Consider the following 22,846-nt stretch of genomic DNA (forward strand, 5'->3'; position numbering starts at 1 on the left):
CGAGAGGAGGCCACTGTGTCCCGATACCAGCAGCTCGCCTATACCGATGAGCTGCTCGCCGACGACACCGTCCATCGGCGCTACGCCGACGGGAGGCAGGAGTGGCGGCGCCGCGGCCCGGGCGCCACGGTCACCTGGCAGGACGATAGGGGTGGTTCCGGGGTCGACGAGCCGTTGGGCCGAAGGATCGTCAAGCGCACACTGCGCGACGGTTCGGTCCGCTACGGACGCGAATCCGGTTACGGCCGGACCCTGTGGAGCGACAACGTGCTGACGGTCAACCGCTCGTCCTTCGGCGGCAGACTCGGCACGATCCTCGCCGGCGTCGCCGGTGGCGCCCTGCTCGGCGCGCTGGTGATGCCCCCGCCGTCGCTGACCCCGGAGGAGGAAGAGGAATTGCGCAACCAGGCGGCGCAATCCGGCAGCGGTGGCGATGGAGCCGACGGCGACTACGGCGACTGGGGCGACGGATACGGTGACGACGACGATTTCGGGTGAGTGCTGAATGTCTCGATGGTGTGCGTTGCTGACCGGCGACGATCCGTCCGCCCACTTGCGGGCCGTCGGTGGTGAGCCGGTTACGACCCGCGGCGGGCACGCCCTGGGCCTGATCGACGGGCCGGGCACCGCCCACGGACCCTTCGTCGCCGGCGAGCTGAGCGCGGTCGGCGTGGTCACGCTGTTCAACGCCGACCGGCTGCGTGCCCGCCTCGGTACGGAGGCTCCGCCGCCCGGCCGGTCCGACGGTGAACTGCTCCTGCGCTGCTACGCCCGCTTCGGCACCGCGGGCCTCGCCGCCGCCGAAGGGATGTTCGCCCTCGCCATCGCCGACGGACCCGATCTGGTTCTCGCGCGCGACCATCTGGGCACCCGCACCCTCTTCCACGCCCGTTCGACGGCGGGCTGGGCCGCTTCGACCTCCTTACGTGCGTTGAGCCGCTGGCCCGCGCTGCGCACCGGCCTGCACCTGCCCGCGGTGCGATCCTTCCTGACCTTCGCCTACCTGCCCGGACGCGAAACCCTCCTGCGCGATATCCACGAGGTGCTCCCGGGGCGCTGTGTGCGGCTGCGCCCGGACGGCACCTCCGACGAGCACACCTTCTGGGAGCCGAGCGAGACCGCGGACGAGCGATCCGTCGACGAACACATCGCGGCGCTCCGCCTCCTGCTCGAAGACGCTGTCGCCCGGCGGCTTCCGCCCGGGGAACCCGTCGGCGTATTGCTGTCCGGCGGGATCGACAGCAGTCTGGTCACCGCGCTCGCCGCGAAAGCGCACGACCGGGCCGTGCATACCTACTCGATCAGTTTCGGCGCCACCGCCCCGGACGAACTCGGCTACTCCGGGCTCGTTGCGGCGCACTGCGGTACCGAGCACCGCGTGCTCACGGTGCCCGGCGAGACGATCGCCGCCCGGCTGGCGGATACGGTGGGCCTGCTCGACTGTCCGGTCGGTGATCCTCTCACCGTGCCGAACCTGATGCTCGCCGAAGCCGTCGCCGCCGACGGAATCCGCGTCGCGCTCAACGGAGAAGGCGGCGACCCGGTCTTCGGCGGCCCCAAGAACCTGGCGATGTTGATTTTCGAATTGTCCCGTGAGGAACCCGATCCCGATGCCCGCGCCCGCGCGTATCTGGACAGCTACCGCAAATGCTACGGCGATCTGCCCACCCTGCTGACCCCGGAGACACTCGCCGCGCTGGCCGGAGCGCCGTCCCCGGCCGAACACGTCGCGCCCTACCTGCGCGGGGACCGGATGACCGGCCTGCTCAACCGGCTACTGCACACCAACCTGCGCACCAAGGGCGCCCACCACATCCTGACCAAGGTGGAACGCCTGACCGCCGCCAGCGGGATCGAGGGCCGCGCACCACTGTTCGACCGTGCCGTCGTCGACCATTCCTTCGCCGTCCCACCCACCGCGAAACTTGCCGGCACCAGCGAGAAATGGATCCTCAAGGAGGCCGTGCGCGATCTGCTGCCGCCCACGATCGTCGACCGCCCCAAGAGCGGTATGCGGGTTCCGGTTCAGCAGTGGCTGGACGGTCCGCTCCGCGATCCGGTCCACGACCTGTTGCTCGGCCGCGCCGCGCGCGCCCGCGGACTCTTCCGGCAGGACACCGTGCGGGCCTGGTTGCGCGGCGAGGGGGCGCTGCTCCCCCGGCAGGGTGGCAAACTGTGGCTGGTGCTGTCGCTGGAATTATGGCTTCGTTCGTTCGAGGTGGGGCCGTGACCGCCGGCCGCGCCTCCAGTACCGAGGAGTCGGCCCGATGACCGAGCCGCGCATCAAGAACCATGCCGACGACGAGAACGAGATCCACGATCTCGCCGCATTCCGGGACGCGGGCCGCAATGTCGTGACACCGGTGGCACGGTTCGCGCCCGAGGTGGCCGGGGTAGTGGTGGACGCGTTCGCGCAGATCGTCCGGACTGCCAAGGCCACCCGGGCGGCGAGCACACCCGACGCCCAGGGCATCGTGCGCGCGCAGACCTTCGAAGAAGGCGATGTCTACCTGCTGGAAACCCCTTTCGAAGGTTTCTTCGCCGATCGCTACCTCATGGATTTCTACGACGCCGCCGAACGCGGTATCTGCTCGCGGATGCACCTGCACACCGGGCTGCGCTTCGTCCGCATGATGACCGGTCCCGGCACTCATATCCGGGTCGGTGCGCTGTCCCCCTTCGTCGTCACCGATGTTTCCGGAGTGACGCCTTTCCGGCCCGAATGCTTCACCGACGACCTGCCCGACACCCCGCCCGGCGTGCACCGGACCCGGTACAACCTGATCGTGCCGCCGTGCTCGTTCGTGGATATGCAGATCCCCCGCGGGGTCAGCCACCAGTTCAATGCCGTCGGCCCGAACGCGGTGATCGATTCGGTGCACCCGGAGGAGTCGATCGAGGTCCTACGTGAAGGGATGGCGGGTTACAAGATGATGGCCCAGACGGTGTTCCTCGCCCGGGCGCTACCGGAGGCCGCCACCTGCACCGACCTCACGCCCGGCGGGTCCTGAGCGGTTCCGGAAACTGCGCCGTATCAGGAAGAAACCGGCTCCGACCGGCACCAGCGCTACGCCCGCCGGGGCGATTCGGGGAATCGACCCGGCGTATCACCTGATCGGGATGGCCGATCGTTCGATCCTCGGCCCTGATCGCCGTACGCGGACGATCGCGGAACTCGGCGCTTCCGAAATGGTGCCGTATGTTCGGTCGGGATATGACGACTCTTCTGCTGGCGATGGCGGGGCTGGCATTCCTCGACTCTCTCGACGTGCTGCTGATCGGAGTCACCACCGCCGTCATCATCGACAGCCGGCTCGCCCGGCGCTCACCCCTTCCGGGCGGACTGGCCTTCCTCGGCGGTGTGTTCGTGCTCACCACCACCTTCGGCCTGGCCACGGTCCTGGGACTGAACTGGCTCACCGAACTTCTCGACTTCCAGCTCACTCCCACCCTCCGCTTCTGGGGTGAACTCGCCGCCGGCACTGTGCTGCTCGCCCTGGCCTGCGTGCGCACCACCGGCACCGCCGACCCACCGGAATGGACGATCACCCTGCGCCGGCGCCCCGCAATGCTCGCGCTGGCCGGAATGGCGATCGGCTTCGCTCAGGCCCCGACCGCCATCCCCTATCTGACCGCGCTGGCCATGTTGTCCTCGCACCGGCCGCCGCCCTCGGGCTGGCCGGTCATCGTGCTCGTCTACTGCGCCCTGGCCCTGGTCCCACCGCTGCTGGTCCTCGCGCTGGCGCTGCGGCGCACGCCGCGGGCCCAACGGATCTATCGGTGGGTGGTACGCGCCCTGGCCCGCTTCGGCCCCGTCACCGTCCGGGTCCTGTTCGCCGTGCTCGGCGCCGCACTGATCATCTACGCCCTCGTCTACGCCAGAGCGGAACTGCCGCACTGAGCTCGCTCCGCACCGCACCGGAGCGTGCTTCGCCGCCGTATTCCCGGACCCCGGCCGAGCAGCGGAAAGACATTGCGCGGATACGGCGCACAGCGCGGGCGCACGCCGATCACCGCGTCCGCGGACTCCCGGAACCCGTCGGCGCCGGGCCGGGCCGGGCAGGCTCGACGACCGGGAAGGATGTGCGGGTGAGCTGCTCGGAGATCGCCCAGATGCGTTTCGCGTCGTCCGCACCGCGCAGCCGGGAATAGAGGGCCTGTTCGGCGGGTGGGCCGGACAGGTGCCGGAAGCCGCTGGGACCGTACAGGAGGCCGCCGCCCGCGTCCGGTGCGGTCACGGCCACGAGGGCCGGGAGCAGGGCGGTTTCGACCGTCCCGAAGAGAATGCCGCGGCGGGACAGCGCACGGATGGCACGGACCGCGACGGTGTCCTGTGTCCGGCCGACCTCGGGACGCGCGGCCAGCAGGCTGGTGGGGACGACGCCGGGGTGGGAGAGATTACTGGTGATCCCCCAACCCCCGGCCCGGCTCCGCCGATCCAGTTCGAGCCCGAACAGGCCGAAAGCGATCTTGGACTGGCTGTACGCGCGGCGGCCGTTGTAGGACCGTTCCCAGTTCAGGTCGTCCCAGTTGATGGCGTTCTCGTTGGCGGCGACACTGATCTGCGAGGTCACCCGCGCACGGCCCGCGCGCAGCAGGGGCAGCAGGTGGGCGACCAGGGCGAAATGCCCCAGGTGGTTGCTGCCGAACTGCAGCTCGAAGCCGTCGGTGGTGGTCTGCCGGTCCGGTGGGGTCATCACGCCGGCGTTGTCGACCAGGATGTGGATCGGACGGTTCTCGCCGCGCAGGGTGTCTCCCAGCGCGGCCACCGAGTCCAACGACGACAGGTCGAGGTCCCGCGGGGATACGGCCGCTTCCGGATGCCGCCGCTCGATCTTCGCGATCGCCGCTTCGCCTTTGCGCCGGTTGCGGACGGGCATGACGACCTCGGCACCGGCGGCGGCGAGGCGGGTCGTCAGGGCCAGCCCGACACCGTCGCTGGCGCCGGTGACGACGGCGAGCTTCCCGGAGAGGTCGGGAACGGTGATGTCCGGTCGTGTGCGTGGCATGTGCTGCTCCTGATTTCGGTGGTGGATGTGAACTCAGGTTGCGCGCGCCCCACGGTAATATCCACGGCCTCTCGATCCCAGGCAGACCAGGCCGGTGCGCCGTCGCTCGAAGGGGGGATCGACGATCCCAGGTAGCGATACGGCCCCGCGGGCAGACTGAAGAGCACCGGACCGGAGGAGGAGGAAACAGTCGTGATCGATCGAGCGGGACTCGCCGAGTTCCTTCGCCGCCGCCGGGAAGCACTGCAACCCGACGACGTCGGTCTCCCACGCGGGCAACGGCGTCGAACCGCCGGTCTGCGTCGTGAGGAAGTCGCCACGCTCTGCCATATCTCCACCGACTACTACAGCCGGCTGGAGCGGGCGCGCGGACCGCACCCGTCCGAGCAGATGATCGCCTCGATCGCGCAGGGCCTGTATCTGTCCCTGGACGAACGCGACCACCTCTTTCGCCTCGCCGGGCACAATCCACCCGCGCGCGGCGCCACCAGCGAGCACATCAGTCCCGGCCTGCTCCGTATCTTCGACCGGCTCCCCGATACACCCGCCGAGATCGTCACCGAACTCGGCGAGACACTCCGGCAGACCCCGCTCGGCGTCGCGCTCACCGGCGACACGACCCGATACACCGGCCCGGCCCGCAGCATCGGCTACCGGTGGTTCACCGACCCGGCGACGCGGGCCCTGTACCACCCGGACGACCACGCGCTGCACTCCCGCGTCTTCGCCGCCGGACTACGCAAAATGGTCACGCTCCGGGGGCCCGGATCACGGGCCGCTCACCTCATGGACCTCCTGCTCGACCGCAGCGAAGAATTCCGCACCGTCTGGAACCGGCACGAGATCGGCATCCACTACAACGGCGTCAAACGCTACGCACACCCCGAGGTCGGCGCCCTGGAACTGACCTGCCAGACACTGCTGGATCCCGAACAGTCCCACCTGCTCCTCGTCTACACCGCCGTCCCCGGCAGCGAGAGCTACGAGAAACTCCGGCTTCTCTCCGTCATCGGCGCCCAGCAGATCATCCCCGGGACGCCTCCGGCCGGGTGACCGACCGGAACAGCGGGATGCGTGATGCGTCTGCCGGCAGCTCGGTTCGCGTTCTGTCCGGAAATCGCAGAGGGCGGGTGTTGTCGGCGGACAACTCGTCGATCGTGTTCTCATCCCGCGCGGCCATGCAGGAGAATGAGCGGGTGAGGAAGGAAAGTGTTTCACAGGGCCCGGATCCGATGGTTCCGGCGTCGCAGCGCACGGGCAGTTTCCGGTTCTGGCTGGCCGAACAGCGCTGGGAGTGGTCCGACGAGGTCGCGGCCCTGCACGGCTACGCCCCCGGCGAGGTGGAACCGACCACCGAATTGCTGCTGGCGCACAAGCATCCCGAGGACCGCGGTGAGGTCTCCGACACATTGGCGATGGTGGTGGGCGCGGGTGCGCCGTTCAGCAGCCGCCACCGCCTCATCGATACGGCCGACCAGGTACACCACGTACTGGTGGTCGGGGATCAGATGCTCGACGACAACGGCGCGGTGACCGGCACCACCGGCTACTACATCGACATCACCGACACCCTCGGCGAAGAGCGCCAGGACGCCCTCGACGCCGCGATACCCGGGATGGTCGCGGCGCGGGAGCTGATCGAGCAGGCCAAGGGCGCGGTGATGGTGATCTACGGGATTTCGGCCGAACAGGCGTTCCGGGTGCTGATCTGGCGGTCGCAGGAGACCAACACCAAACTCCGCGATCTGGCCGCCAAACTGGTCGCCGGGGTGGGCGAGTTCGGCGGCGCCGAAACCCCCACCCGCACCCGCTTCGACCACCTCCTGCTCACCGTCCACGAACGGCCCGAGCCGTGACCGAGGGTGGAAGTCGCGCCGGGGTTCGGCAGTGGAACACCCGCTGATCGGCGTCCGGACGCGAAACGGCCCCCACCGGAGTGGGAGCCGTTTTCACTCGGTCGCGGTCGCTACTAGTCGCTCTGGAAGTAGCTCAGCAGGCGCAGGATCTCCACGTAGAGCCAGACCAGGGTGACGGTGAGGCCCAAGGCCACACCCCAGGCGGCCTTCGGCGGGGCCTGAGCGCGGATGAGCTGGTCGGCGGCGTCGAAGTCCAGCAGGAAGCTGAACGCCGCGATGGCGATGACGACCAGGCTGAAGATGATGGCGATGGGGCCGCCGTCACGCAGGCCGAAGCCGCCGTCGGTGAAGAAGCTCGCGATCAGGTTGCCGACCACCAGGACCAGGATGCCGATCATGGCACCGATCAGCATGCGGGTGAAACGCGGGGTGACCCGGATGGCGCCGGTCTTGTAGACGACGAGCATGCCGGCGAACACACCGAAGGTGCCCAGGATGGCCTGGCCGATCATGCCCGCGCCGCCCGCGCCACCGAAGCTGATATCGGTGAACATGAACGACAGGGCGCCGACGAAGACGCCTTCGGCGACCGCGTAGGAGAGCACCAGCGCCGGGTTGTCGGCCTTGTTGCCGAAGGTGGCGACCAGCACCAGAACCAGGCCGATGAGACCGCCGCCGATGACGAACAGCGGCGCGAGGCCGTTGTTCGCGCTGGTCAGCAGGTAGGTGACCAGCGCGGACAGCGCGAGGACACCCAGCGTGATACCGGTCTTGGTGACCACGTCGTCGATGGTCAGCGACCGGGTCGGCGCCTGCGGGTAGGGCTGCTGATATTGCTGCGGGTACTGCTGCTGGTTGCCGTACTGGTAGCCCAGCTGCCCCGCGCCGGCGGCAGCCGAGCCGAAGCTCGCGTAGCCGGTTTCCTGCCGCGGCAGATTCTTGAATACCGGATTGCTTGTGGCGCGCACCGCAAATCCCTTTCTCGGAGTTCGTTGGCCATACCGGAGCACGACCGTCGGCTCGAGCTGTTACTCGATATCCAACTGTCCGTCCAACGATCACGACCCCCGGTGGAGTTCCCGGGCGGGACGACAAGACAGACAAACCGGACCTTACCGCCGGTCGGGCCCGGATGGACCACGGACCGCAATACCGCCGACGACCGGATGCCGCGCACGACCTCGCCGGATGCCGCTACCTGCGATTCACGGAGTGTCCGATGCAATTACGCAAGGATCTTGCCTATAATCCCGAGGCGCCCCGACAGCGCACACCTTCGACTCGGCAGAACACGGAAACGAGATCACATGGCCACAAGGGCTCTTCTCCACATTCGCGGCGCCAGGGCACTCGTACTGAGCGTGGCCGCCGGCTGCGCCGCCGCGTTCCCCGCGCCGGCCACCCCCGCCACCGCGGCACCACCGGAGATCGCCTGCGGCTGGAGCCCGCGAATCGGGGCGGATACATTCAACATCGCCTTCCCGGACACCTTCGCCAATTACTGGATGACCCTGATACCCGCCGCGCCCGGAACGAGCGTGACCATGCGTGGCGAATACCCGCACGCGCGGTACATGTCGTTCGTCTCGTACGCGGCCGGAGCGGCCACAGACGTCCTGACCGATGCGGCGATCGTGCCGGACGCCGGCTCGGTGAATCCCTTCCCCGCCGGAGCCGACCGGCAGAGCGCGAACCGCTCCTACACGATCCGGGTGGTCGCCGGAGACCGACCGGCGAACCCCGAACCCAATACCCTCTACGCCCGCGCCACCGACGGCGTGATCCCGGTGATCTACCGGGTATACCGGCCCGATGCCGGGCGCGATTCGATGGGCGGAACCGGACTACCGCGGACCACCGTGCACACCTCCGGCGGCGCTGCGGTCGAACTCGCCGACTGCGGGACGAACACCAGCGATTCCGACCCGCACGGCGTGTTCGCCGAGGGCCGCGCCCGGCTGGGCCGTGGGCGGACCACACCACTGCCGCACGCGCCGCAATGGGCCGGACGCGAAGGCGGGGGACTGTTCCCCAATCCCGACAACAAGTACCTGGCCACCCTGGTCGATTCCGGCCGGGCCGCGGTGATCCGCGGCCGGCTACCCGAAACTCCCGATACATTCTCCGGTGCGGCGCGGACGGCGCCCGCCCAACTGCGGTACTGGTCGATGTGCAGCGGCGACGTCCCATCGACCAGCACACTGGGCTGCCTGGTCGACGACGAGATCCCGGTCGACGAGAACGGCGAGTTCACCATCGTGGTGTCCGCCCCGGAGCACCGGCCGGACCCGAGTTGCCACCTCGCCTGGCTACCCGCGAACTCCGGCGAGACCCTGCTGATCATGCGGAACATGTTGCCCGCCGCGAACTTCACCGGTTCGGTTCAGAACGCCGATCCGGAAGACCCGCAACCGGGGCTGGGCCCCTACTATCCGGCACTCACCTACGCGGCGGCTACCGGTGAGACGGCCGGGCTCTGCTGACCTCGCCCGCGCCGAGGCCACCGGTGGCGCGCTCGGTGAGCAACCGGCTCGGCGAGAATCGTCGCCATGACCGAGTCCACCGCCGCGGCATCATCGTCGGCCGTGCTGCTGTACCGGCTGACCCGCGCCACCAGCGTCCGGCTGGCCACCGCGTTCGCCGCCGCGGGTATGCCCGACCTCCATCCACGGCACGCTCTGCAATTCTTCCCGCCGCTGCTCGCGGGCGGGCAGCGGGTTTCGGACCTGGCGCCACAGATCGGGGTCACCCGGCAGGCCACCGCGCAGGTGGTTGGCACGCTGGAACGCGGCGGCTATCTCGTACGCGTCGCGGACCCCACCGACCGGCGGGCCAAACTCATCTGCCTGACCGATCGCGGACGCGCGGCGTTCGGAACGCTGCGCGACAGCATGATCACGGTGGAACAGGATTGGGCCCGGATCCTGGGCGCCGGGCGCGCGAACGAATTCCGGGAAATACTGGCATCGCTGCTCGATGAAGCCGGTAGCGGCGGCGGGCCACTACCGGGCTGATCCGCGGCGGAGCGCTACATCACCATCACGAGGATCACAATGATGATGAGCAGCCCGATCAGCAGTCCGATGGTGACGGCCACGGTCGGACCGATTTGCCGCGAAGCGGGCCGCGGGGTGGGCGCCGCGACCGCGGCGGGCCGTGGCGGCTGCGGCTGCGCACGCCGGGGCAGGGGGCCGGAGCGGGGGCTGCGCAGGCCGGCGGCGGAGTTGCGGGCGGCCCAGGCGGGGATGGTGCCGTCCTCGGTCCGCACCGGGGCGCCGAGGATATTGCTCGCGGCGCCGGGACCGAAAGCGGCGGCGAGGATCTCGTCACGCGCCTCGGCCATGGTGGGACGACGCTGCGGGGCCGGTTCCATCATGTGCAGCAACGCCCGGGTGAGCACGCCGCTGCGACTCGGCGGAATGATCTGCGCCATGGCGGCGCGCTCCACGATGGCGCCGGTGTCGTCGTCCATCCCGAACGGCGGCTGCCCCTCGATGGCGGTGTAGAGGGTGGCGCCGAGGGAGAACACATCGCTGGCCGCGGTGGGCTGGGCGCCGCGCGCGACCTCGGGCGGCAGATAGGCGGGCGTACCGGTGATCATTCCGTCCGGTTCGTCGGCGGCCTCGGTGATATTTCGGGAGATACCGAAATCGCTCAGCTTCGCCATCCCGACTCCGGGGCCGCGATCGGCGACGAGGATATTGCCCGGTTTGATATCGCGGTGCACGATCCCGACATGGTGCGCGGCGGCCAGCGCGTCGGCGACCTGGGCGCCGATCTGGGCCACCTCGATCACCGGGAGGGCGCTCACCAGGGCGAGCGCGCGGGCCACGCTGCGCGAGGGTAGATGCTCCATCACCAGCCAGGGTTCACCGGCCTCGATCACCACGTCGTACACGGCGATGGCGTGTTCGTGGGACAGCTTCGCCGCGACCCGGCCCTCGTGCACGATCTGATCGCGAACCCGCCGGGCCTGGGCCTCGTCCATACCGGCGGTGGACAGCACCTGTTTGATGGCGACGTCGCGGTCCAGCAGCCGGTCACGGGCCTCCCATACGGCTCCCATACCGCCACCGCCCAGCTTGGACTGCAGGCGGTATCGGCCGGCCACCAGATAGTCGGGGCCGACGATGGGACGGGGGCGATCGATCATGGGTGTGAGACTAGCCGAATTCGGTGGTAGCTGGCCGGATTCGGAGCCGGACCGCGCCACACGTGACCTCGTTCACCGTAGGGGGGTCGCCGCGGTGCCGGAGGTACTTCCGGGGGCGGGTTTCAGCCGATAGTCTGTCGAATGTATGTTCGAACCAGGAGTTAGCTGGATCGGTGCCGGCCACTTCGGTGCGACCGGCCGTCCGTCCGGCGTCCGTCGCGGAAGTGGGTGAGGTATGACGGCACGGCCACCGAAGGCGAGCGGCGCCCAACTGCGGCAACTGGCCCGGTTGCGGCGCGCCCGGGCGGCGGGCGGCGGCTGCCTACCCGGCCCCCCGGCAGCGCCACGCGGCGAGCACGGCCTGTCCGCACCGGTGGCGCCGGCGACGGGCCTGCGGCGGGAGATCCTGCCCGTACCTCCGGCCCTGGCGCCCCTGCTGCCCGAAGGCGGCCTGGTCAAGGGCAGCGTGGTGGCCTACACCGGCGCCGGATCGTTGCTGGCCGGACTGCTCGCCGCCGTCACCGAACCGGGCGGGCACGCGGCCACCGTCGGGCTGCCCGGGCTCGGTCTGCTCGCCGCCGCGGAGATGGGTGCCCGGCTGGATCGGATCGCGGTGGTCGCCGATGCCGGCCGGGACCCGGCGGAGGTGGCGGCGGTGTTGCTCGACGGTATGGAACTGGTGGTGCTCGGCCTCGGCGGCGCCGCGATCCCCCCGGCCCGCGCCCGGGTACTCACCGCGAAGGCCCGCGGAAAGAACGCCACCATGATCGTCACCGGCGGCTCCTGGCCGGCTCCGGACCTGAACCTGGAAGCGAAGGTATCCGGCTACACCGGGCTCGGGACGGGCAGCGGGCGTATCCGTTCCATCAGCCTCGACGTCGAGGTCCGCGCCAAAGACGGTGTACCGCACCGGGGCCGGTTGGCCGCCCGCCCACTCGCCGGCCGGGTGGAGTGGATCGCGCCGGCCGGCACGGAAGCCGGCGAGGGCCGCGCACCGGAACGACAGGAGCGGTCGGTTGCCTCCTGACCGGACCGCACCGGGCACCGCCCGCGGCGGTCCCCGGGTCCTGGCGGTGTGGTGCCCGGACTGGCCGGCGGTCGCGGCGGCGGCGAGCGCGGGATTGCCGCCGGAACAACCGGTGGCGGTACTCCACGCGAACCGGGTGGTCACCTGCTCGGCCGCCGCCCGCGAGGCGGGGGTGCGCCGCGGTATGCGCAAACGCGAAGCCCAGGGCCGCTGCCCGGAACTCGTGGTGGCACACCAGGACACGGACCGTGATGCCCGGCTGTTCGAACCGGTCGCCGCCACCGTGGACACCCTCGCCTCCGGCGTGGAAGTGCTGCGCCCCGGCCTGCTGGCCCTATCCGCCCGCGGTGTCGTCCGCTACTTCGGTTCCGCCGAGGCCGCGACCCGCCGCCTGCTCACCGCGCTGGCCGCCGCCGGGGTGGAGGCGCGGGTGGGTATCGCCGACGAACTACCCACCGCGATCGTCGCCGCCCGGCACGGGACCCTCGTGGCCCCGGGGGGCGACGCCCGGTTCCTGGCCCCGCTGCCGATCACGGAGCTGGCGGCCGAACCGGGCCCGGCGGCCGCGGAACGGGCCGCGCTCATAGATCTGCTGCACCGGCTGGGCCTGCGCCGGATCGGGGATTTCGCCGAGCTGACACCGGCCCAGGTGACCTCCCGGTTCGGCACGGACGCGATCCGCGCGCACCGCGCCGCCCGCGCCCTACCGGAACGCCCGCCGGCGCCGCGCCGGCCCGCACCGGATCTGGAGGTCCGGCTCCCCTGCGATCCACCCATCGACCGGGTCGACCGGGCCGCGTTCGCCGGCCGGCTACTTGCCACCCGCCTCACCGCGGCGCTGTCGGCCGCCGCACTGGCCTGCACCCGGCTCGAGATCCGCGCCGAAACCGAAACGGGCGAAAACCTGTCCCGGGTCTGGCGCTGCGCCGAACCGCTGACCGCCGACGGCGTCGCCGACCGGGTGCGCTGGCAGCTGGACGGCTGGCTGACCCGTCCCCCGGACGGCCGTCCAGCCGGCCCGATCATCCTGCTGCACCTGGTGCCGGTGGAGGTGGTACCGGCCGGCGCCCTGCAACTGGGTCTGTGGGGCGATACCGGATCGGGTGACGAACGCGCGCTGCGCGCCCTGGTCCGCGTCCAGGGCCTGCTCGGTGGAGACGCGGTGCAGGTGGGCGTACTCAGCGGCGGACGCGGGCCGGCCGAACGGGTCACCATGGTCGCGTTCGGCGACGAACGCGCCCCGCATACCGATCCGGCGCCGCCCTGGCCGGGCCGGATCCCCGAACCCGCCCCCGCCGTGATCATGCTCGACCGTCCACCGGTCACCCTGGAATCCGCCGACGGCGCCCCGGTGCGGATCACCGAGCGCGGCGGGTTCAGCGGACCCCCGGCACGGCTGCGCTGGGGGCGATCCAGTTGGCGGCTCACCGCCTGGGCCGGCCCCTGGCTCCTGGACGAACTGTGGTGGTCGTCCGGCACGGCGCCCAGTGCCCGCGCGCAGGTGGAACTACCCGGCCCGCACAGTCTGTTGCTGTTCGCCCAGAACGACCGGTGGTACGTGGAAGGGCTCTACGAATGAACGCCGCGCTCAGAGGGTGTCCGAGATCTTGGATCGGGTGTGAGCCGAGGACGCCCGAGAAGGGCGGTTGTCAGTACCCGTCGCAGGCGTCGAACGCCGCGTCCTTGTCCGCGTTGAACGTATCGATCTGCCCGTTCACCTCGTCGACCGAGGCATTGCGTTCCAGCAGGTCGGCCAGTGACCTCAGATTGTCGCGGTAGGTGCGCATCGGAGTGGAGACATCGTTGGGCACATCGGGGTTCAGATTCTGATCGATCTTGTTGGCGGTATCGCGCAACGCGGTGATCGCGGCCTGCTTCTTGGGCTCGAGATCGGGCGCCTTCGCGTCACTGGCATCGATATAGGCGTTGAACGCGTCGACCGCGGGATTGTTGTTGTCGCGCAGCGCCTCGCACACATCGGTGGCGGCGGCCGCCGCGGCGGCGGCTCGCGACGAGGACGCCGCGGCCGACGACGATTTGACCTCGGAGGTGTACAGCTGCAACTCGGACTGGTTCACCTGGGCGGTACCGGTCACGGTGTTCGAGCAGGCAGCGATGAAACCACCCGCGATGAGCACGGTCACAGCGGTGGCGAGACCGGCTCGTTCGAGTCGTCGCATAGGTGTTGAACTCCCCTCGGATGCCCACGACCCCGTATTTTCGCCCCGGCGCGCCGGACATCTGAGCCGCCGGTGCTGTCAACCGTACTGCGTCGGGTCGTATTTCGACCGCCCAGCCTCGTCATTGATCATCAACCGATACCGGGCGCACCACACGCTACCCGGTGGCGATGTCGATGACCAGGCGATTCGGCATGGTGGCGGTGGATACCGTGAAGCCCGGACGGTCGCCGGCAACCCCGACGAACGATTGCGTGACCCCCTCGAAAACCGTGGTCCGGTACACCCCCGCGATCCCGGGAACCGCCGGATCGGTGGCCGGGTCGGGACCGGAGTAAGGCGCCACCCGGCTGTCGAAGGGATAGGCCGACCCGGTGATCCGTACCTCGAGCACCGATTCGCCCGCCACCTCCAGTTCCCGGCCGCTGCCGTCCTGGACCGCCCGGCCGGTGTACCACACACTCCAGCCCGGAGTGCCCTCCCCGCCGAGGTCGTATTCCACGCGATCGAACCCCGCATGCCTGCTCAGCCTGATATCGGTCACGGTCAGCGCGGCCCCCGGCGAGGCCTCGGCCTGTTTGGGGACCGTATCGTCGGGCGCGGGCACCGGCTCACCCGGCAACGGGACGGGTGGCGGCGGCACACCGGGGGTGGCCACTTCCGAACTCGGCACCGCCGGCACCAGCTCCGGAGAGCTAACCGGTGGTGTGGAGCCGGAGTGGGCACATCCCGCGAGAAAACCCAGCATTGCCACCACTACCAGAACACGCCCGGTACGCATGCGGCCGATGCTAACCGGCGTAACCGCTGTCCTGCGGGAATATGCTCTCTCCCGGTGTGCCACGGCCGGCCCGCGCCCCGACCGGCCCGCGGGGGCGCGCGCAGCGGGTTCACCGGCCATCCGGCGGGGCGGCCGGCGGGCCGCGGCAACGATCTAGCACACTTGACCTGTGCGAGATGTGGAGGACCTACTGGAACGGTTGCGCCGCTATCCGGATGTGGAGGCCGCCAACCTGTACGCCGTCGATGCCGCCGACCGCCTGATTCTCGACGTAGCCGCGGAAGCGCTCACCGAAGCCGCCGCCGCCCGGGAAACGGTCGCGGTGATCGGTGACGGTTACGGCGCCCTCACCCTCGGCGCCGCCGCCGCCCACGACCTGCACGGAATCCGCGTCCACCAGGATCTGCTCACCGGCGAACTCGCCCTGGCCGCCAACGCCCGGGCCCACGGTCTCGCCGACCGCTACACCTCCCATCCGCTGGACGAGACCCTGCTCCGCGGTGCGACCGTCGTCCTGCTGCGGCTACCGCGCGTCCTGGCCGGTCTGGCCGAAATCGCCGAGGCCGTCGCCCGTTATGCCCATCCCGCGGTCCGCGTCTTCGCCGGCGGCCGCGACAAATACCTGACCAAGGCCATGAACGAGGTACTGGCCGAATCGTTTTCCGAGGTGCGGGCCAGCCGCGGCCGGCAGAAATCGCGCACCCTGCTGGTCCGCGGCCCGAAACCGGTGGGCGCGCCCCGTTTCCCGGTACACGAGCACATCGATGAGTTCGGAATCGAAGTGGTCGCGCACGGCGCCGCGTTCTCCGGCACCCGCCTCGATATCGGCACGCGGTTCCTGCTCGAACATCTGCGCGCGATGAAACCCGACGCCCGCGACGCCGTCGACCTCGGCTGCGGTACCGGGATACTGGCGGTGGCACTGGCCAGGTCCCGGCCCGGGCTGGCGGTGGTCGGCACCGACCAGTCCGCCGCCGCCGTGGCCTCCGCCGCCGCCACCGCCGCCGCCAATCAGCTCACCGACCGGGTGCGGGTGGTCCGCGACGACGCCATGTCCGGCGCCCCCGACAACAGCGCCGACCTGGTCGTATGTAATCCGCCGTTCCACGTCGGCGCCGCCGTGCACACCGGATCGGCCATCAAGATGTTCGCCCAGACCGGCCGGGTACTGCGCCCCGGCGGCGAGCTGTGGACGGTCTACAACAACCATCTCAACCATCGCACGGTGGTCGAACGCATGGTGGGACGCACCGAAGTGATGGGCCGCAACCGGAAATTCACCGTCACCCGCTCGGTACGGGGTCTGCACGACCCCACCCGCCCCTGACGCCGCCGCTCAGTCGATACGCCGCCGATGCGCCCAGCGGGTGAGCGCGTTCCGGTTGGACTGCTGCGTTTTACGCAGCACGTTCGACGCATGGGTCTCCACCGTCTTCACCGAGATGAACAATTTCTCGGCGATCTCCCGATAGGTGTAACCGCGCGCCAGCAGACGCAACACCTCCAGCTCACGCGGGGTCAGCGAATCCAGCTCCGGATCCAGCGGCGGCTCGGGCACCGGAGACTTCCCCGTGAACGAATCCAGCACGAAACCGGCGAGCCGCGGACTGAACACCGCGTCACCGCCGGCCACCCGGCGGATCCCGTCGGCCAGTTCGGCACCGGAAATCGTCTTGGTCACATAACCCCGGGCACCGGCCCGGATCACCGCGATCACATCCTCGGCGGCATCGGACACACTCAACGCCAGACACACCGGACCGCTGTCGATACCGTGCAACACCGCCACCCCGCCCCCCTCGGGCATATGCACATCCAGCAACACCACATCGGGCTTCGCGCTGTTGATCCCCGCCACGGCCTCGGCAACCCCACCGGCCTCCCCGACCACCTCCATATCCGTCTCCCGGCTCAACTCGGCCCGCACTCCGGAACGAAAAACGGCGTGATCATCCACCAGAAAAACCCGCACGCCCACCCTCTCTGTATTCATGGCGCCGCCTGCGGCGTCGCGGGGTTGAGGCCCCCTAGGGTCTCGCCGTTCAGGCCTCGAGACTCGCGGCTTCGCCGCATGCGACGTGCGGTTGGCCGACCGCAGGATACGACCATTGAGCACCTCCGGCCAAGGGCGAGACGGGCCTCAACCCTTTGTGGGCCTCGCCGGACTCGGCGCCGGGCGAGGCGGCCGGGTAGGGCGGGGCACCAGTGCCGATTACCGTGCGATACATGGTTCCAGATGCGCGGGGAGGAAGAGATCCGGGTGCGGCCGACCCGGCCGGCGGCGAGGGCGAGTGCCGCCCGGTCCCCAGGCACAGCAGCTATTCCGTAGACGGAGGTTTCGGCCGCGGTCCCGGAGGGTCGATCAGATCTTCCCTGCCCCACGCCGCTGACGGAGTTAGCACGCGCCGGTATGCACGCCCGCCGACAGCCGCGGGAAGGTACCGAGTTCGAAGTCGAACCGGCCCGGACGAACGAGTACATCCACGCTGCGGGCGACAGGGCGGCGGGGTCGGTTCGGATGCGATCGGGCCCCCGACCCGTCGGCAGGGGCGACGCGTTCCGGTTTCGCGTGGAGTTCGATCGGCGTGTTGGCGCCCGCGTAGGGCGAGGCCGGCGGGCGCGGCCGGCCGGTGGGTAGATGCAGCGGGGCGGGCAGTTCGGCGCGCCCGTCACCGCAGAGTTCATCAGCGGTGACCATTCGGGCGCGCAGGATCGGAGGCGGCCCGGTGCGGTCGGGTGAGGCCTGCGGTGACGACCTCGGTGGCGTCCACCCGGGACAGATCCTGCGGTTCGGGGGCAGGGGTGGGCGCGGCGGCCCGGCGGAAGGCCTGCGCGGGGACGGACTCCACGGTTTCGTCCCGGACTTCGTTCACTTGCTCTTCCGCCTCCGAGGACCCGGAATCGGTTCGCGGCATGATGATGCGGACCTCGGTACCCCGGCCGGGCTCCGAGACGATCTCCACCGTCCCCCCGCGGCGCTCCACCCGGGCGCGGATCGAACGTGCCAGGCCGTGACGGTCCTCGGGGATCGAATCGGGGTCGAAACCGGTCCCGCGGTCGCGGACGAACACACTGACCTGGTGCGGTTCGGCCTCGGCGAACAGGTCGATATCGGAGACCCCGGCATGTTTGGCGGCGTTCACCAGAGCTTCGCGGGTCGCGCCCAGCACCGCGGTGAAATGCTCCTTCGGCAGGCCGGCGCCGCTCTCCGTACCGTCCATCGCCACATCGCCCACCGTCACGGGAGTGACCTTCACCCCGTGCTGGTCCTCCACTTCACCGGCGATGGTGCGCAGCGCGGCGGCGAGGCTGGATTCGGCCGGTCCCGAATCGGCGAACAACCAGCGGCGCAACTCCCGTTCCTGACTGCGCGCCAGCCGCAGCACCTCCTGCGGGTCACCGGCCTGCCGCTGGATCAGGGCGAGCGTCTGCAGTACCGAATCGTGCAGGTGCGAGGCGATCTCCTCGCGTTCCTCGTTACGGATGCGCGCGGCGCGCTCGGCATTCAGCGAATGCATGAGCCGCAGCCCGAGCGGAACGGTCAGCAGACCCACCCCGATCAGGGTCGCGGCCACCGCCAGCAGCGCCGAACCGAGCGAACCCCAGTCCAGCTGGGACAGCACCACCACCGCCAGTCCGGTGACCACCAGCGTCACGCCCGCGATGATGCGCGACCAGGTCACCACCGACGGTTTCGCCGGTATTCCGATCAGCGACCGCGGACCGTCGGCGTCGTATTCGCGCCACACCAGTGCCGCGCCCACCGCGATGACCACGATCGGCGCGATCACCCGCGCCGCCGCGCCACTGAACGCCCACGACACCGCCACCGACAAACCCAGCCCGAGCAGTGCCAGCCCGATCGCCTGACGCCGCTCGGTACCCGACGGGCGTCCCGAATCGGTGCCGTCGGGAGTGAAGATCCACAGCAGGCTGTAGGCGACTATCCCGGCCCCGGCCAGCGCGGACAGCAGGACGAAGGCCATCCGCACCTTGAGTACATCGATCCCCAGGTGGTCGGCGACACCGCCGGCCACCCCGCCGACGATCCGGCCGCCGGAACGGCGCACCAGGCGCGGGGTATCGGCACCGGGAACCGCCCCGGACCCGGCAGCGGCCCCCCGCGTGTAGAAGGCAGGTCCGAACGGGCACATACCCTCGATACTGGCACGAGAGCCATACCGGCAGCCATGGGGAAACACCCTGATATCGGTCTCGGGTCGCCCCCATCGACGGTGCTCAGGAGGTTTTCCGGTCCAACTTCAGGGTTCACCCGGATGCGCGGGCGGGCGCCCCGAGCGGACCATGGGGTCCATGACGAGAACGAGCTTCGGCGATCAGCTGCAGCAGATGTGGCAGACCCGGCCGGTTCGGCTGCCCCGGCGGGGCCCGATCGCCGGAGTCGCGGCGGGTTTCGGCCATCGCTACGGCATCGATCCGGTGCTGGTCCGGGTGGCGTTCGTGGTGTCCACCATTTTCGGGGGCGCCGGAATCGTGCTCTACCTGGCGGGATGGCTACTGTTCCCGGAGCCCGGGGGCCGCGGTTCCATGGCGGAGTCGCTCACCCGCAAGGACCGGGAAGCACCGAATCAGACCAAGACCATCGTGCTGATCGTGGCGCTGGCGATCGCGGTGAGCACGATGGGCCCGGTGGGGATCGGGCTCGGCGGCTCCGGTGTCATCTCGCTGGCGCTGATGCTCGCGGGCTGGTGGATGCTGCACATGCGCTCCCCCGAACCACCGCCGTTACCGCCCGGCACCGTCGAACCGGAGTCGCTGGGTCACCCCGGCACCACCGGATATCCGGGCGCCATGTTCCCGCAGGGCGGGGCCGACCCCTACACGCCCCCGTCGGATGTGTACACGCCGTACACGAGGCTGCCGGACCGCTACATCCCCGACCCGCCGGCCGACATCCCGCAGCCCCCGTCGGCCTCGGGCGGCACCGCCGCCGATCCCTCGCAACCTGCGCGCCCACTGCTCACCAAGAGCGATGACGCGGCCCCCGGCCCCGCGCGGGTCACGGGAACCGAGCAGAGCGGCGGGGCCGGCGATTCCGCGACCGCCGCGGCCGGCGATTCCGCGCAGGCCGAGAGCTCGCCCGGCGGGTCGGCGGCTCCCGCCGACCCGGCCGGAGACCGGCCCACCGCGGGGACGGCTACCTTTCGGGCCGCCCACCCCACGATCGATATGAACAAGCCCGGCACCGCGGAATTCGCACACCGCACCCCGCCCTCCTGGGACCCCCTGGGTGTCGCGCCGCTGGCCTGGGATCTGCCCGAACCCGCACCGGCCCGCACGATGGTCGCACCGGCCGTCGAGCCGCGTCCACGTTCCCGCTTCACTCCGGTCGTCCTCGGCCTCGCGGTCCTGGCGGCGGCCGCCGCGGGTGCCACAGCCGTGGCGGGCAGCGAATGGATGACTCCGGGGCGGATCGGCGCGATCGCCCTTGCGGTGATCGGGCTGGGGCTGGTGTTCGGTTCGTTCCGGCGCCGCGGCCACGGCCTGCTACTGGTCACCGCTCCGCTGGCGGCCTTCGTGCTGTTCGCCGCGGTGATCGGACCGGTGGACCTGCAGAGCCCGACCATGGGAGACCGCACCTGGGCGCCGGCCTCGGCCACCGATATACGGCCGGAGTACAAGGTCACCATGGGGTCGGGCACGCTCGACCTGCGCGGTACCGACCTCACCGCGGACCGGACCGTCGATGTCGACGTGCAGATGGGCCAGGCGCTGGTCCTGTTACCCGAGAACATGAACGTACGCACCGACTGCACCGTCCGGATGGGCGAGGCGACCTGCCCCGACGGGCTGACCGGGCCCGGCGGGGACGCGCCGGTGCTGAACTTGAACGTGCACGTGCGGATGGGCGATGCGGAGGTGCGCCGTGGCTGACCAGCAGACCGATAAGCGAACCGATGGGCGCGCGACCTGCGGGCACGCCCGGCGCGGCGGTTTCTCCCCCGGATTGTTCTTCGTGGGCCTGCTGGCGCTCGGCCTGAGCGCCTGGGCGCTGGCCGGACCCACCCAGTGGGGACTCACCACGGTCGTCCCGATCGGCTGGATCGTCGTCGCGGTCGCGATAGTGGCCGGGTTGGCCCTGGTCGTATCGCCCCGGAGGCGCCGCTGAGCACCGGACACTCCGGACGAACGGAACCGGCCGGACCTCTACAGGTCCGGCCGGTTCGTCGTCACTCCCACTCGATGGTGCCCGGGGGCTTGCTCGTCACATCCAATACCACCCGGTTGACCTCCGCTACCTCGTTGGTGATCCGGGTGGAGATACGTTCCAGCACCTCGTAGGGCAACCGGGTCCAGTCCGCGGTCATCGCGTCCTCACTCGACACCGGCCGCAGCACGATGGGATGCCCGTAGGTGCGGCCGTCGCCCTGCACACCGACACTGCGCACATCCGCGAGCAGCACCACCGGGCACTGCCAGATCTGCCCGTCCAGACCGGCCGCGGTCAGTTCCTCGCGCGCGATGGCGTCGGCCTGTCGCAGGGTACGCAACCGGTCCTCGGTGACCTCACCGATGATCCGGATCGCCAGACCCGGGCCCGGGAACGGCTGGCGGGCCACGATCTCTTCCGGCAGCCCGAGCTCCCGGCCGACCGCCCGGACCTCGTCCTTGAACAGCAGCCGCAGCGGTTCGACCAGTTCGAACTCCAGGTCTTCGGGCAGCCCGCCCACATTGTGATGCGATTTGATGTTCGCCGTGCCGCTACCCCCACCGGACTCCACCACGTCCGGATACAGCGTCCCCTGGACCAGGAACTCCACCGTCGGGGCCGCATCGCCGGCCGTCTGTTCGCCCACGACCTCGCCCACCGCGTCCTCGAAGGACCGGATGAATTCGCGGCCGATGATCTTGCGCTTCTCCTCCGGGTCGGTGACGCCCTTCAGCTCGCCCAGGAACTTGTCCACCGCGTCCACGGTGACCAGCCGAGCCCCGGTGGCCGCCACGAAATCCCGCTGCACCTGCTCGCGTTCGCCCGCGCGCAGCAGCCCGTGATCGACGAACACACAGGTCAGCCTGTCGCCGATGGCGCGCTGCACCAGGGCGCCCGCCACCGCGCTGTCCACCCCGCCGGAAAGCGCGCAGATCGCGTGCCCGTCACCGATCTGCTCCCGCACCTGTTCGATCATGACCTCGGCGATATTGGCCGCCGTCCAGGTCGGCGCGATCCCGGCCATCTCGTGCAGGAAGCGGCTCAGGACCTGCTGGCCGTGCGGCGAGTGCAGCACCTCGGGGTGGTACTGCACTCCCGCCAGCCGGCGCGCCCGGTGCTCGAACGCCGCGACCGGCGCGCCCACTGTCGTACCGGTGACCGTGAAACCCTCCGGCGCGTCGGTGACCGCGTCGCCGTGGCTCATCCACACCGGCTGTACGCCCGGCAGACCCTCGTGCAGCAGGCCACCGTCGATATCGAGTTCGGTGCGCCCGTACTCGCGGGTCCCGGTGTTGGTCACGGTGCCGCCCAGCGCCTGTGCCATCGCCTGGAATCCGTAACAGATCCCGAAGACCGGCACGTCGATATCGAACAGCCGCGGATCGAGCGAGGGCGCACCCTCGGCGTACACACTGGCCGGGCCACCGGACAGGATCACCGCGAGGGGCTGCTTGTCCGCGATCTCGGCGACCGTGGCGGTATGCGGCACCACCTCGGAGTACACCTTCGCCTCCCGGACCCGGCGGGCGATCAACTGCGCGTATTGCGCACCGAAGTCGACAACGAGTACGGGTCTCTGGGAATGCGTCACCCGCATGATTCTAGTGATGGCTCCGCGAGCCCTCGAGGTCGGTCACCTCGCGGCCCGGCCCGCGCCGACCTGCCGTT

22 protein-coding genes are annotated in these 22,846 nt (G+C 70.2%); 13 read left to right on the forward strand and 9 right to left on the reverse strand.

Annotated features, from left to right (window positions below; translation table 11 throughout):
- Positions 1-15 precede the first annotated feature (15 nt).
- From IG75_RS0116650 to IG75_RS0116665, 4 genes are all read left to right on the forward strand, one after another.
- Entirely contained in the window at positions 16-498 is a 483-nt protein-coding gene (locus IG75_RS0116650) for a hypothetical protein (RefSeq protein ID WP_030522196.1), read from the forward strand.
- Positions 499-505: 7 nt separating this feature from the next.
- On the forward strand, positions 506-2,230 hold the full coding sequence (locus tag IG75_RS0116655; protein WP_030522197.1) for an asparagine synthetase B family protein: 1,725 nt from the start codon (positions 506-508) through the stop codon (positions 2,228-2,230).
- Positions 2,231-2,267: 37 nt separating this feature from the next.
- Entirely contained in the window at positions 2,268-3,011 is a 744-nt protein-coding gene (locus IG75_RS0116660) for a hypothetical protein (RefSeq protein WP_030522198.1), read from the forward strand.
- A 203-nt stretch (positions 3,012-3,214) separates the two neighbouring features.
- A complete protein-coding gene (locus IG75_RS0116665; protein ID WP_030522199.1) occupies positions 3,215-3,901 on the forward strand; it encodes a GAP family protein in 687 nt (228 codons plus the stop codon).
- Positions 3,902-4,010: 109 nt separating this feature from the next.
- Here IG75_RS0116665 and IG75_RS0116670 read toward each other — a convergent pair whose 3' ends face one another.
- Positions 4,011-5,009 carry an SDR family oxidoreductase gene (locus tag IG75_RS0116670; RefSeq protein WP_051714664.1) on the reverse strand — a complete coding sequence of 333 codons (999 nt, stop codon included), beginning with the start codon at positions 5,007-5,009 and terminating at the stop codon, positions 4,011-4,013.
- 192 nt (positions 5,010-5,201) lie between these two features.
- Here IG75_RS0116670 and IG75_RS0116675 point away from each other — a divergent pair, with 192 nt between their 5' ends.
- Both IG75_RS0116675 and IG75_RS0116680 read left to right on the forward strand, forming a co-directional pair.
- Positions 5,202-6,062: a helix-turn-helix transcriptional regulator gene (locus tag IG75_RS0116675; RefSeq protein ID WP_030522201.1), complete on the forward strand. Its 861-nt coding sequence runs from the start codon at positions 5,202-5,204 to the stop codon at positions 6,060-6,062.
- A gap of 179 nt (positions 6,063-6,241) precedes the next feature.
- Positions 6,242-6,865: a PAS and ANTAR domain-containing protein gene (locus tag IG75_RS0116680; RefSeq protein WP_156058962.1), complete on the forward strand. Its 624-nt coding sequence runs from the start codon at positions 6,242-6,244 to the stop codon at positions 6,863-6,865.
- Positions 6,866-6,978: 113 nt separating this feature from the next.
- Here IG75_RS0116680 and IG75_RS0116685 read toward each other — a convergent pair whose 3' ends face one another.
- On the reverse strand, positions 6,979-7,833 hold the full coding sequence (locus tag IG75_RS0116685) for a Bax inhibitor-1/YccA family protein (RefSeq protein ID WP_030522203.1): 855 nt from the start codon (positions 7,831-7,833) through the stop codon (positions 6,979-6,981).
- A gap of 339 nt (positions 7,834-8,172) precedes the next feature.
- Here IG75_RS0116685 and IG75_RS0116690 point away from each other — a divergent pair, with 339 nt between their 5' ends.
- On the forward strand, positions 8,173-9,348 hold the full coding sequence (locus IG75_RS0116690; RefSeq protein WP_156058950.1) for a hypothetical protein: 1,176 nt from the start codon (positions 8,173-8,175) through the stop codon (positions 9,346-9,348).
- 66 nt (positions 9,349-9,414) lie between these two features.
- Positions 9,415-9,879: a MarR family winged helix-turn-helix transcriptional regulator gene (locus tag IG75_RS0116695; protein ID WP_030522205.1), complete on the forward strand. Its 465-nt coding sequence runs from the start codon at positions 9,415-9,417 to the stop codon at positions 9,877-9,879.
- 14 nt (positions 9,880-9,893) lie between these two features.
- Here IG75_RS0116695 and IG75_RS0116700 read toward each other — a convergent pair whose 3' ends face one another.
- Complete coding sequence (locus tag IG75_RS0116700; protein WP_030522206.1) at positions 9,894-11,018, reverse strand: serine/threonine-protein kinase; 1,125 nt, start codon at positions 11,016-11,018, stop codon at positions 9,894-9,896.
- Positions 11,019-11,253: 235 nt separating this feature from the next.
- Here IG75_RS0116700 and IG75_RS0116705 point away from each other — a divergent pair, with 235 nt between their 5' ends.
- Together IG75_RS0116705 and IG75_RS0116710 are read left to right on the forward strand one after the other, a co-directional pair.
- Positions 11,254-12,045: a hypothetical protein gene (locus IG75_RS0116705; RefSeq protein ID WP_051714665.1), complete on the forward strand. Its 792-nt coding sequence runs from the start codon at positions 11,254-11,256 to the stop codon at positions 12,043-12,045.
- Positions 12,035-13,624 (forward strand): DNA polymerase Y family protein, encoded by a 1,590-nt coding sequence (locus tag IG75_RS0116710; RefSeq protein WP_051714666.1) that lies wholly within the window; start codon positions 12,035-12,037, stop codon positions 13,622-13,624. Before IG75_RS0116705 ends, IG75_RS0116710 begins: the two co-directional genes overlap by 11 nt.
- 70 nt (positions 13,625-13,694) lie before the next feature.
- Here the strand turns inward: IG75_RS0116710 and IG75_RS0116715 are convergent, their stop codons facing one another.
- Positions 13,695-14,225, reverse strand: coding sequence for a hypothetical protein (locus IG75_RS0116715; RefSeq protein WP_030522209.1), 531 nt, complete (start codon positions 14,223-14,225; stop codon positions 13,695-13,697).
- A gap of 157 nt (positions 14,226-14,382) precedes the next feature.
- A complete protein-coding gene (locus tag IG75_RS0116720) occupies positions 14,383-15,006 on the reverse strand; it encodes an AMIN-like domain-containing (lipo)protein (RefSeq protein ID WP_030522210.1) in 624 nt (207 codons plus the stop codon).
- Between the two features lie 169 nt (positions 15,007-15,175).
- Between IG75_RS0116720 and IG75_RS0116725 the strand changes: the two genes are divergently transcribed.
- Positions 15,176-16,333 carry a class I SAM-dependent methyltransferase gene (locus tag IG75_RS0116725; RefSeq protein ID WP_030522211.1) on the forward strand — a complete coding sequence of 386 codons (1,158 nt, stop codon included), beginning with the start codon at positions 15,176-15,178 and terminating at the stop codon, positions 16,331-16,333.
- A 9-nt stretch (positions 16,334-16,342) separates the two neighbouring features.
- On the opposite strand, the gene IG75_RS0116730 is transcribed toward IG75_RS0116725, so the two are convergent.
- From IG75_RS0116730 to IG75_RS0116740, 3 genes are all read right to left on the reverse strand, one after another.
- Positions 16,343-16,999 (reverse strand): response regulator, encoded by a 657-nt coding sequence (locus tag IG75_RS0116730; RefSeq protein WP_030522212.1) that lies wholly within the window; start codon positions 16,997-16,999, stop codon positions 16,343-16,345.
- 402 nt (positions 17,000-17,401) lie between these two features.
- On the reverse strand, positions 17,402-17,704 hold the full coding sequence (locus IG75_RS0116735; protein WP_030522213.1) for a hypothetical protein: 303 nt from the start codon (positions 17,702-17,704) through the stop codon (positions 17,402-17,404).
- Entirely contained in the window at positions 17,691-19,160 is a 1,470-nt protein-coding gene (locus IG75_RS0116740; protein WP_081876938.1) for an ATP-binding protein, read from the reverse strand. Before IG75_RS0116740 ends, IG75_RS0116735 begins: the two co-directional genes overlap by 14 nt.
- A gap of 160 nt (positions 19,161-19,320) precedes the next feature.
- On the opposite strand from IG75_RS0116740, the gene IG75_RS0116745 reads away from it, so the two are divergent.
- Together IG75_RS0116745 and IG75_RS0116750 are read left to right on the forward strand one after the other, a co-directional pair.
- On the forward strand, positions 19,321-20,901 hold the full coding sequence (locus tag IG75_RS0116745; protein WP_063834153.1) for a PspC domain-containing protein: 1,581 nt from the start codon (positions 19,321-19,323) through the stop codon (positions 20,899-20,901).
- Positions 20,894-21,136, forward strand: coding sequence for a hypothetical protein (locus IG75_RS0116750; RefSeq protein WP_051714667.1), 243 nt, complete (start codon positions 20,894-20,896; stop codon positions 21,134-21,136). Before IG75_RS0116745 ends, IG75_RS0116750 begins: the two co-directional genes overlap by 8 nt.
- 61 nt (positions 21,137-21,197) lie before the next feature.
- Here the strand turns inward: IG75_RS0116750 and guaA are convergent, their stop codons facing one another.
- Positions 21,198-22,775 (reverse strand): glutamine-hydrolyzing GMP synthase, encoded by a 1,578-nt coding sequence (gene guaA, locus IG75_RS0116755; RefSeq protein ID WP_030522217.1) that lies wholly within the window; start codon positions 22,773-22,775, stop codon positions 21,198-21,200.
- Positions 22,776-22,846: the final 71 nt, after the last annotated feature.

Origin of the sequence: Nocardia rhamnosiphila NBRC 108938 (assembly GCF_000720425.1) — a bacterium.
Lineage (GTDB): Bacteria > Actinomycetota > Actinomycetes > Mycobacteriales > Mycobacteriaceae > Nocardia > Nocardia rhamnosiphila.

Bases quoted from the DNA above. Each gene is read 5' to 3' on its own strand.
- IG75_RS0116655 (WP_030522197.1), top strand. From the start codon at position 506: ATGTCTCGATGGTGTGCGTTGCTGACCGGCGACGATCCGTCCGCCCAC.
- IG75_RS0116660 (WP_030522198.1), top strand. From the start codon at position 2,268: ATGACCGAGCCGCGCATCAAGAACCATGCCGACGACGAGAACGAGATC.
- IG75_RS0116665 (WP_030522199.1), top strand. From the start codon at position 3,215: ATGACGACTCTTCTGCTGGCGATGGCGGGGCTGGCATTCCTCGACTCT.
- IG75_RS0116670 (WP_051714664.1), bottom strand. From the start codon at position 5,009: ATGCCACGCACACGACCGGACATCACCGTTCCCGACCTCTCCGGGAAG.
- IG75_RS0116680 (WP_156058962.1), top strand. From the start codon at position 6,242: ATGGTTCCGGCGTCGCAGCGCACGGGCAGTTTCCGGTTCTGGCTGGCC.
- IG75_RS0116690 (WP_156058950.1), top strand. From the start codon at position 8,173: ATGGCCACAAGGGCTCTTCTCCACATTCGCGGCGCCAGGGCACTCGTA.
- IG75_RS0116695 (WP_030522205.1), top strand. From the start codon at position 9,415: ATGACCGAGTCCACCGCCGCGGCATCATCGTCGGCCGTGCTGCTGTAC.
- IG75_RS0116700 (WP_030522206.1), bottom strand. From the start codon at position 11,018: ATGATCGATCGCCCCCGTCCCATCGTCGGCCCCGACTATCTGGTGGCC.
- IG75_RS0116705 (WP_051714665.1), top strand. From the start codon at position 11,254: ATGACGGCACGGCCACCGAAGGCGAGCGGCGCCCAACTGCGGCAACTG.
- IG75_RS0116715 (WP_030522209.1), bottom strand. From the start codon at position 14,225: ATGCGACGACTCGAACGAGCCGGTCTCGCCACCGCTGTGACCGTGCTC.
- IG75_RS0116720 (WP_030522210.1), bottom strand. From the start codon at position 15,006: ATGCGTACCGGGCGTGTTCTGGTAGTGGTGGCAATGCTGGGTTTTCTC.
- IG75_RS0116730 (WP_030522212.1), bottom strand. From the start codon at position 16,999: ATGAATACAGAGAGGGTGGGCGTGCGGGTTTTTCTGGTGGATGATCAC.
- IG75_RS0116735 (WP_030522213.1), bottom strand. From the start codon at position 17,704: ATGGTCACCGCTGATGAACTCTGCGGTGACGGGCGCGCCGAACTGCCC.
- IG75_RS0116740 (WP_081876938.1), bottom strand. From the start codon at position 19,160: ATGTGCCCGTTCGGACCTGCCTTCTACACGCGGGGGGCCGCTGCCGGG.
- IG75_RS0116745 (WP_063834153.1), top strand. From the start codon at position 19,321: ATGACGAGAACGAGCTTCGGCGATCAGCTGCAGCAGATGTGGCAGACC.
- guaA (WP_030522217.1), bottom strand. From the start codon at position 22,775: ATGCGGGTGACGCATTCCCAGAGACCCGTACTCGTTGTCGACTTCGGT.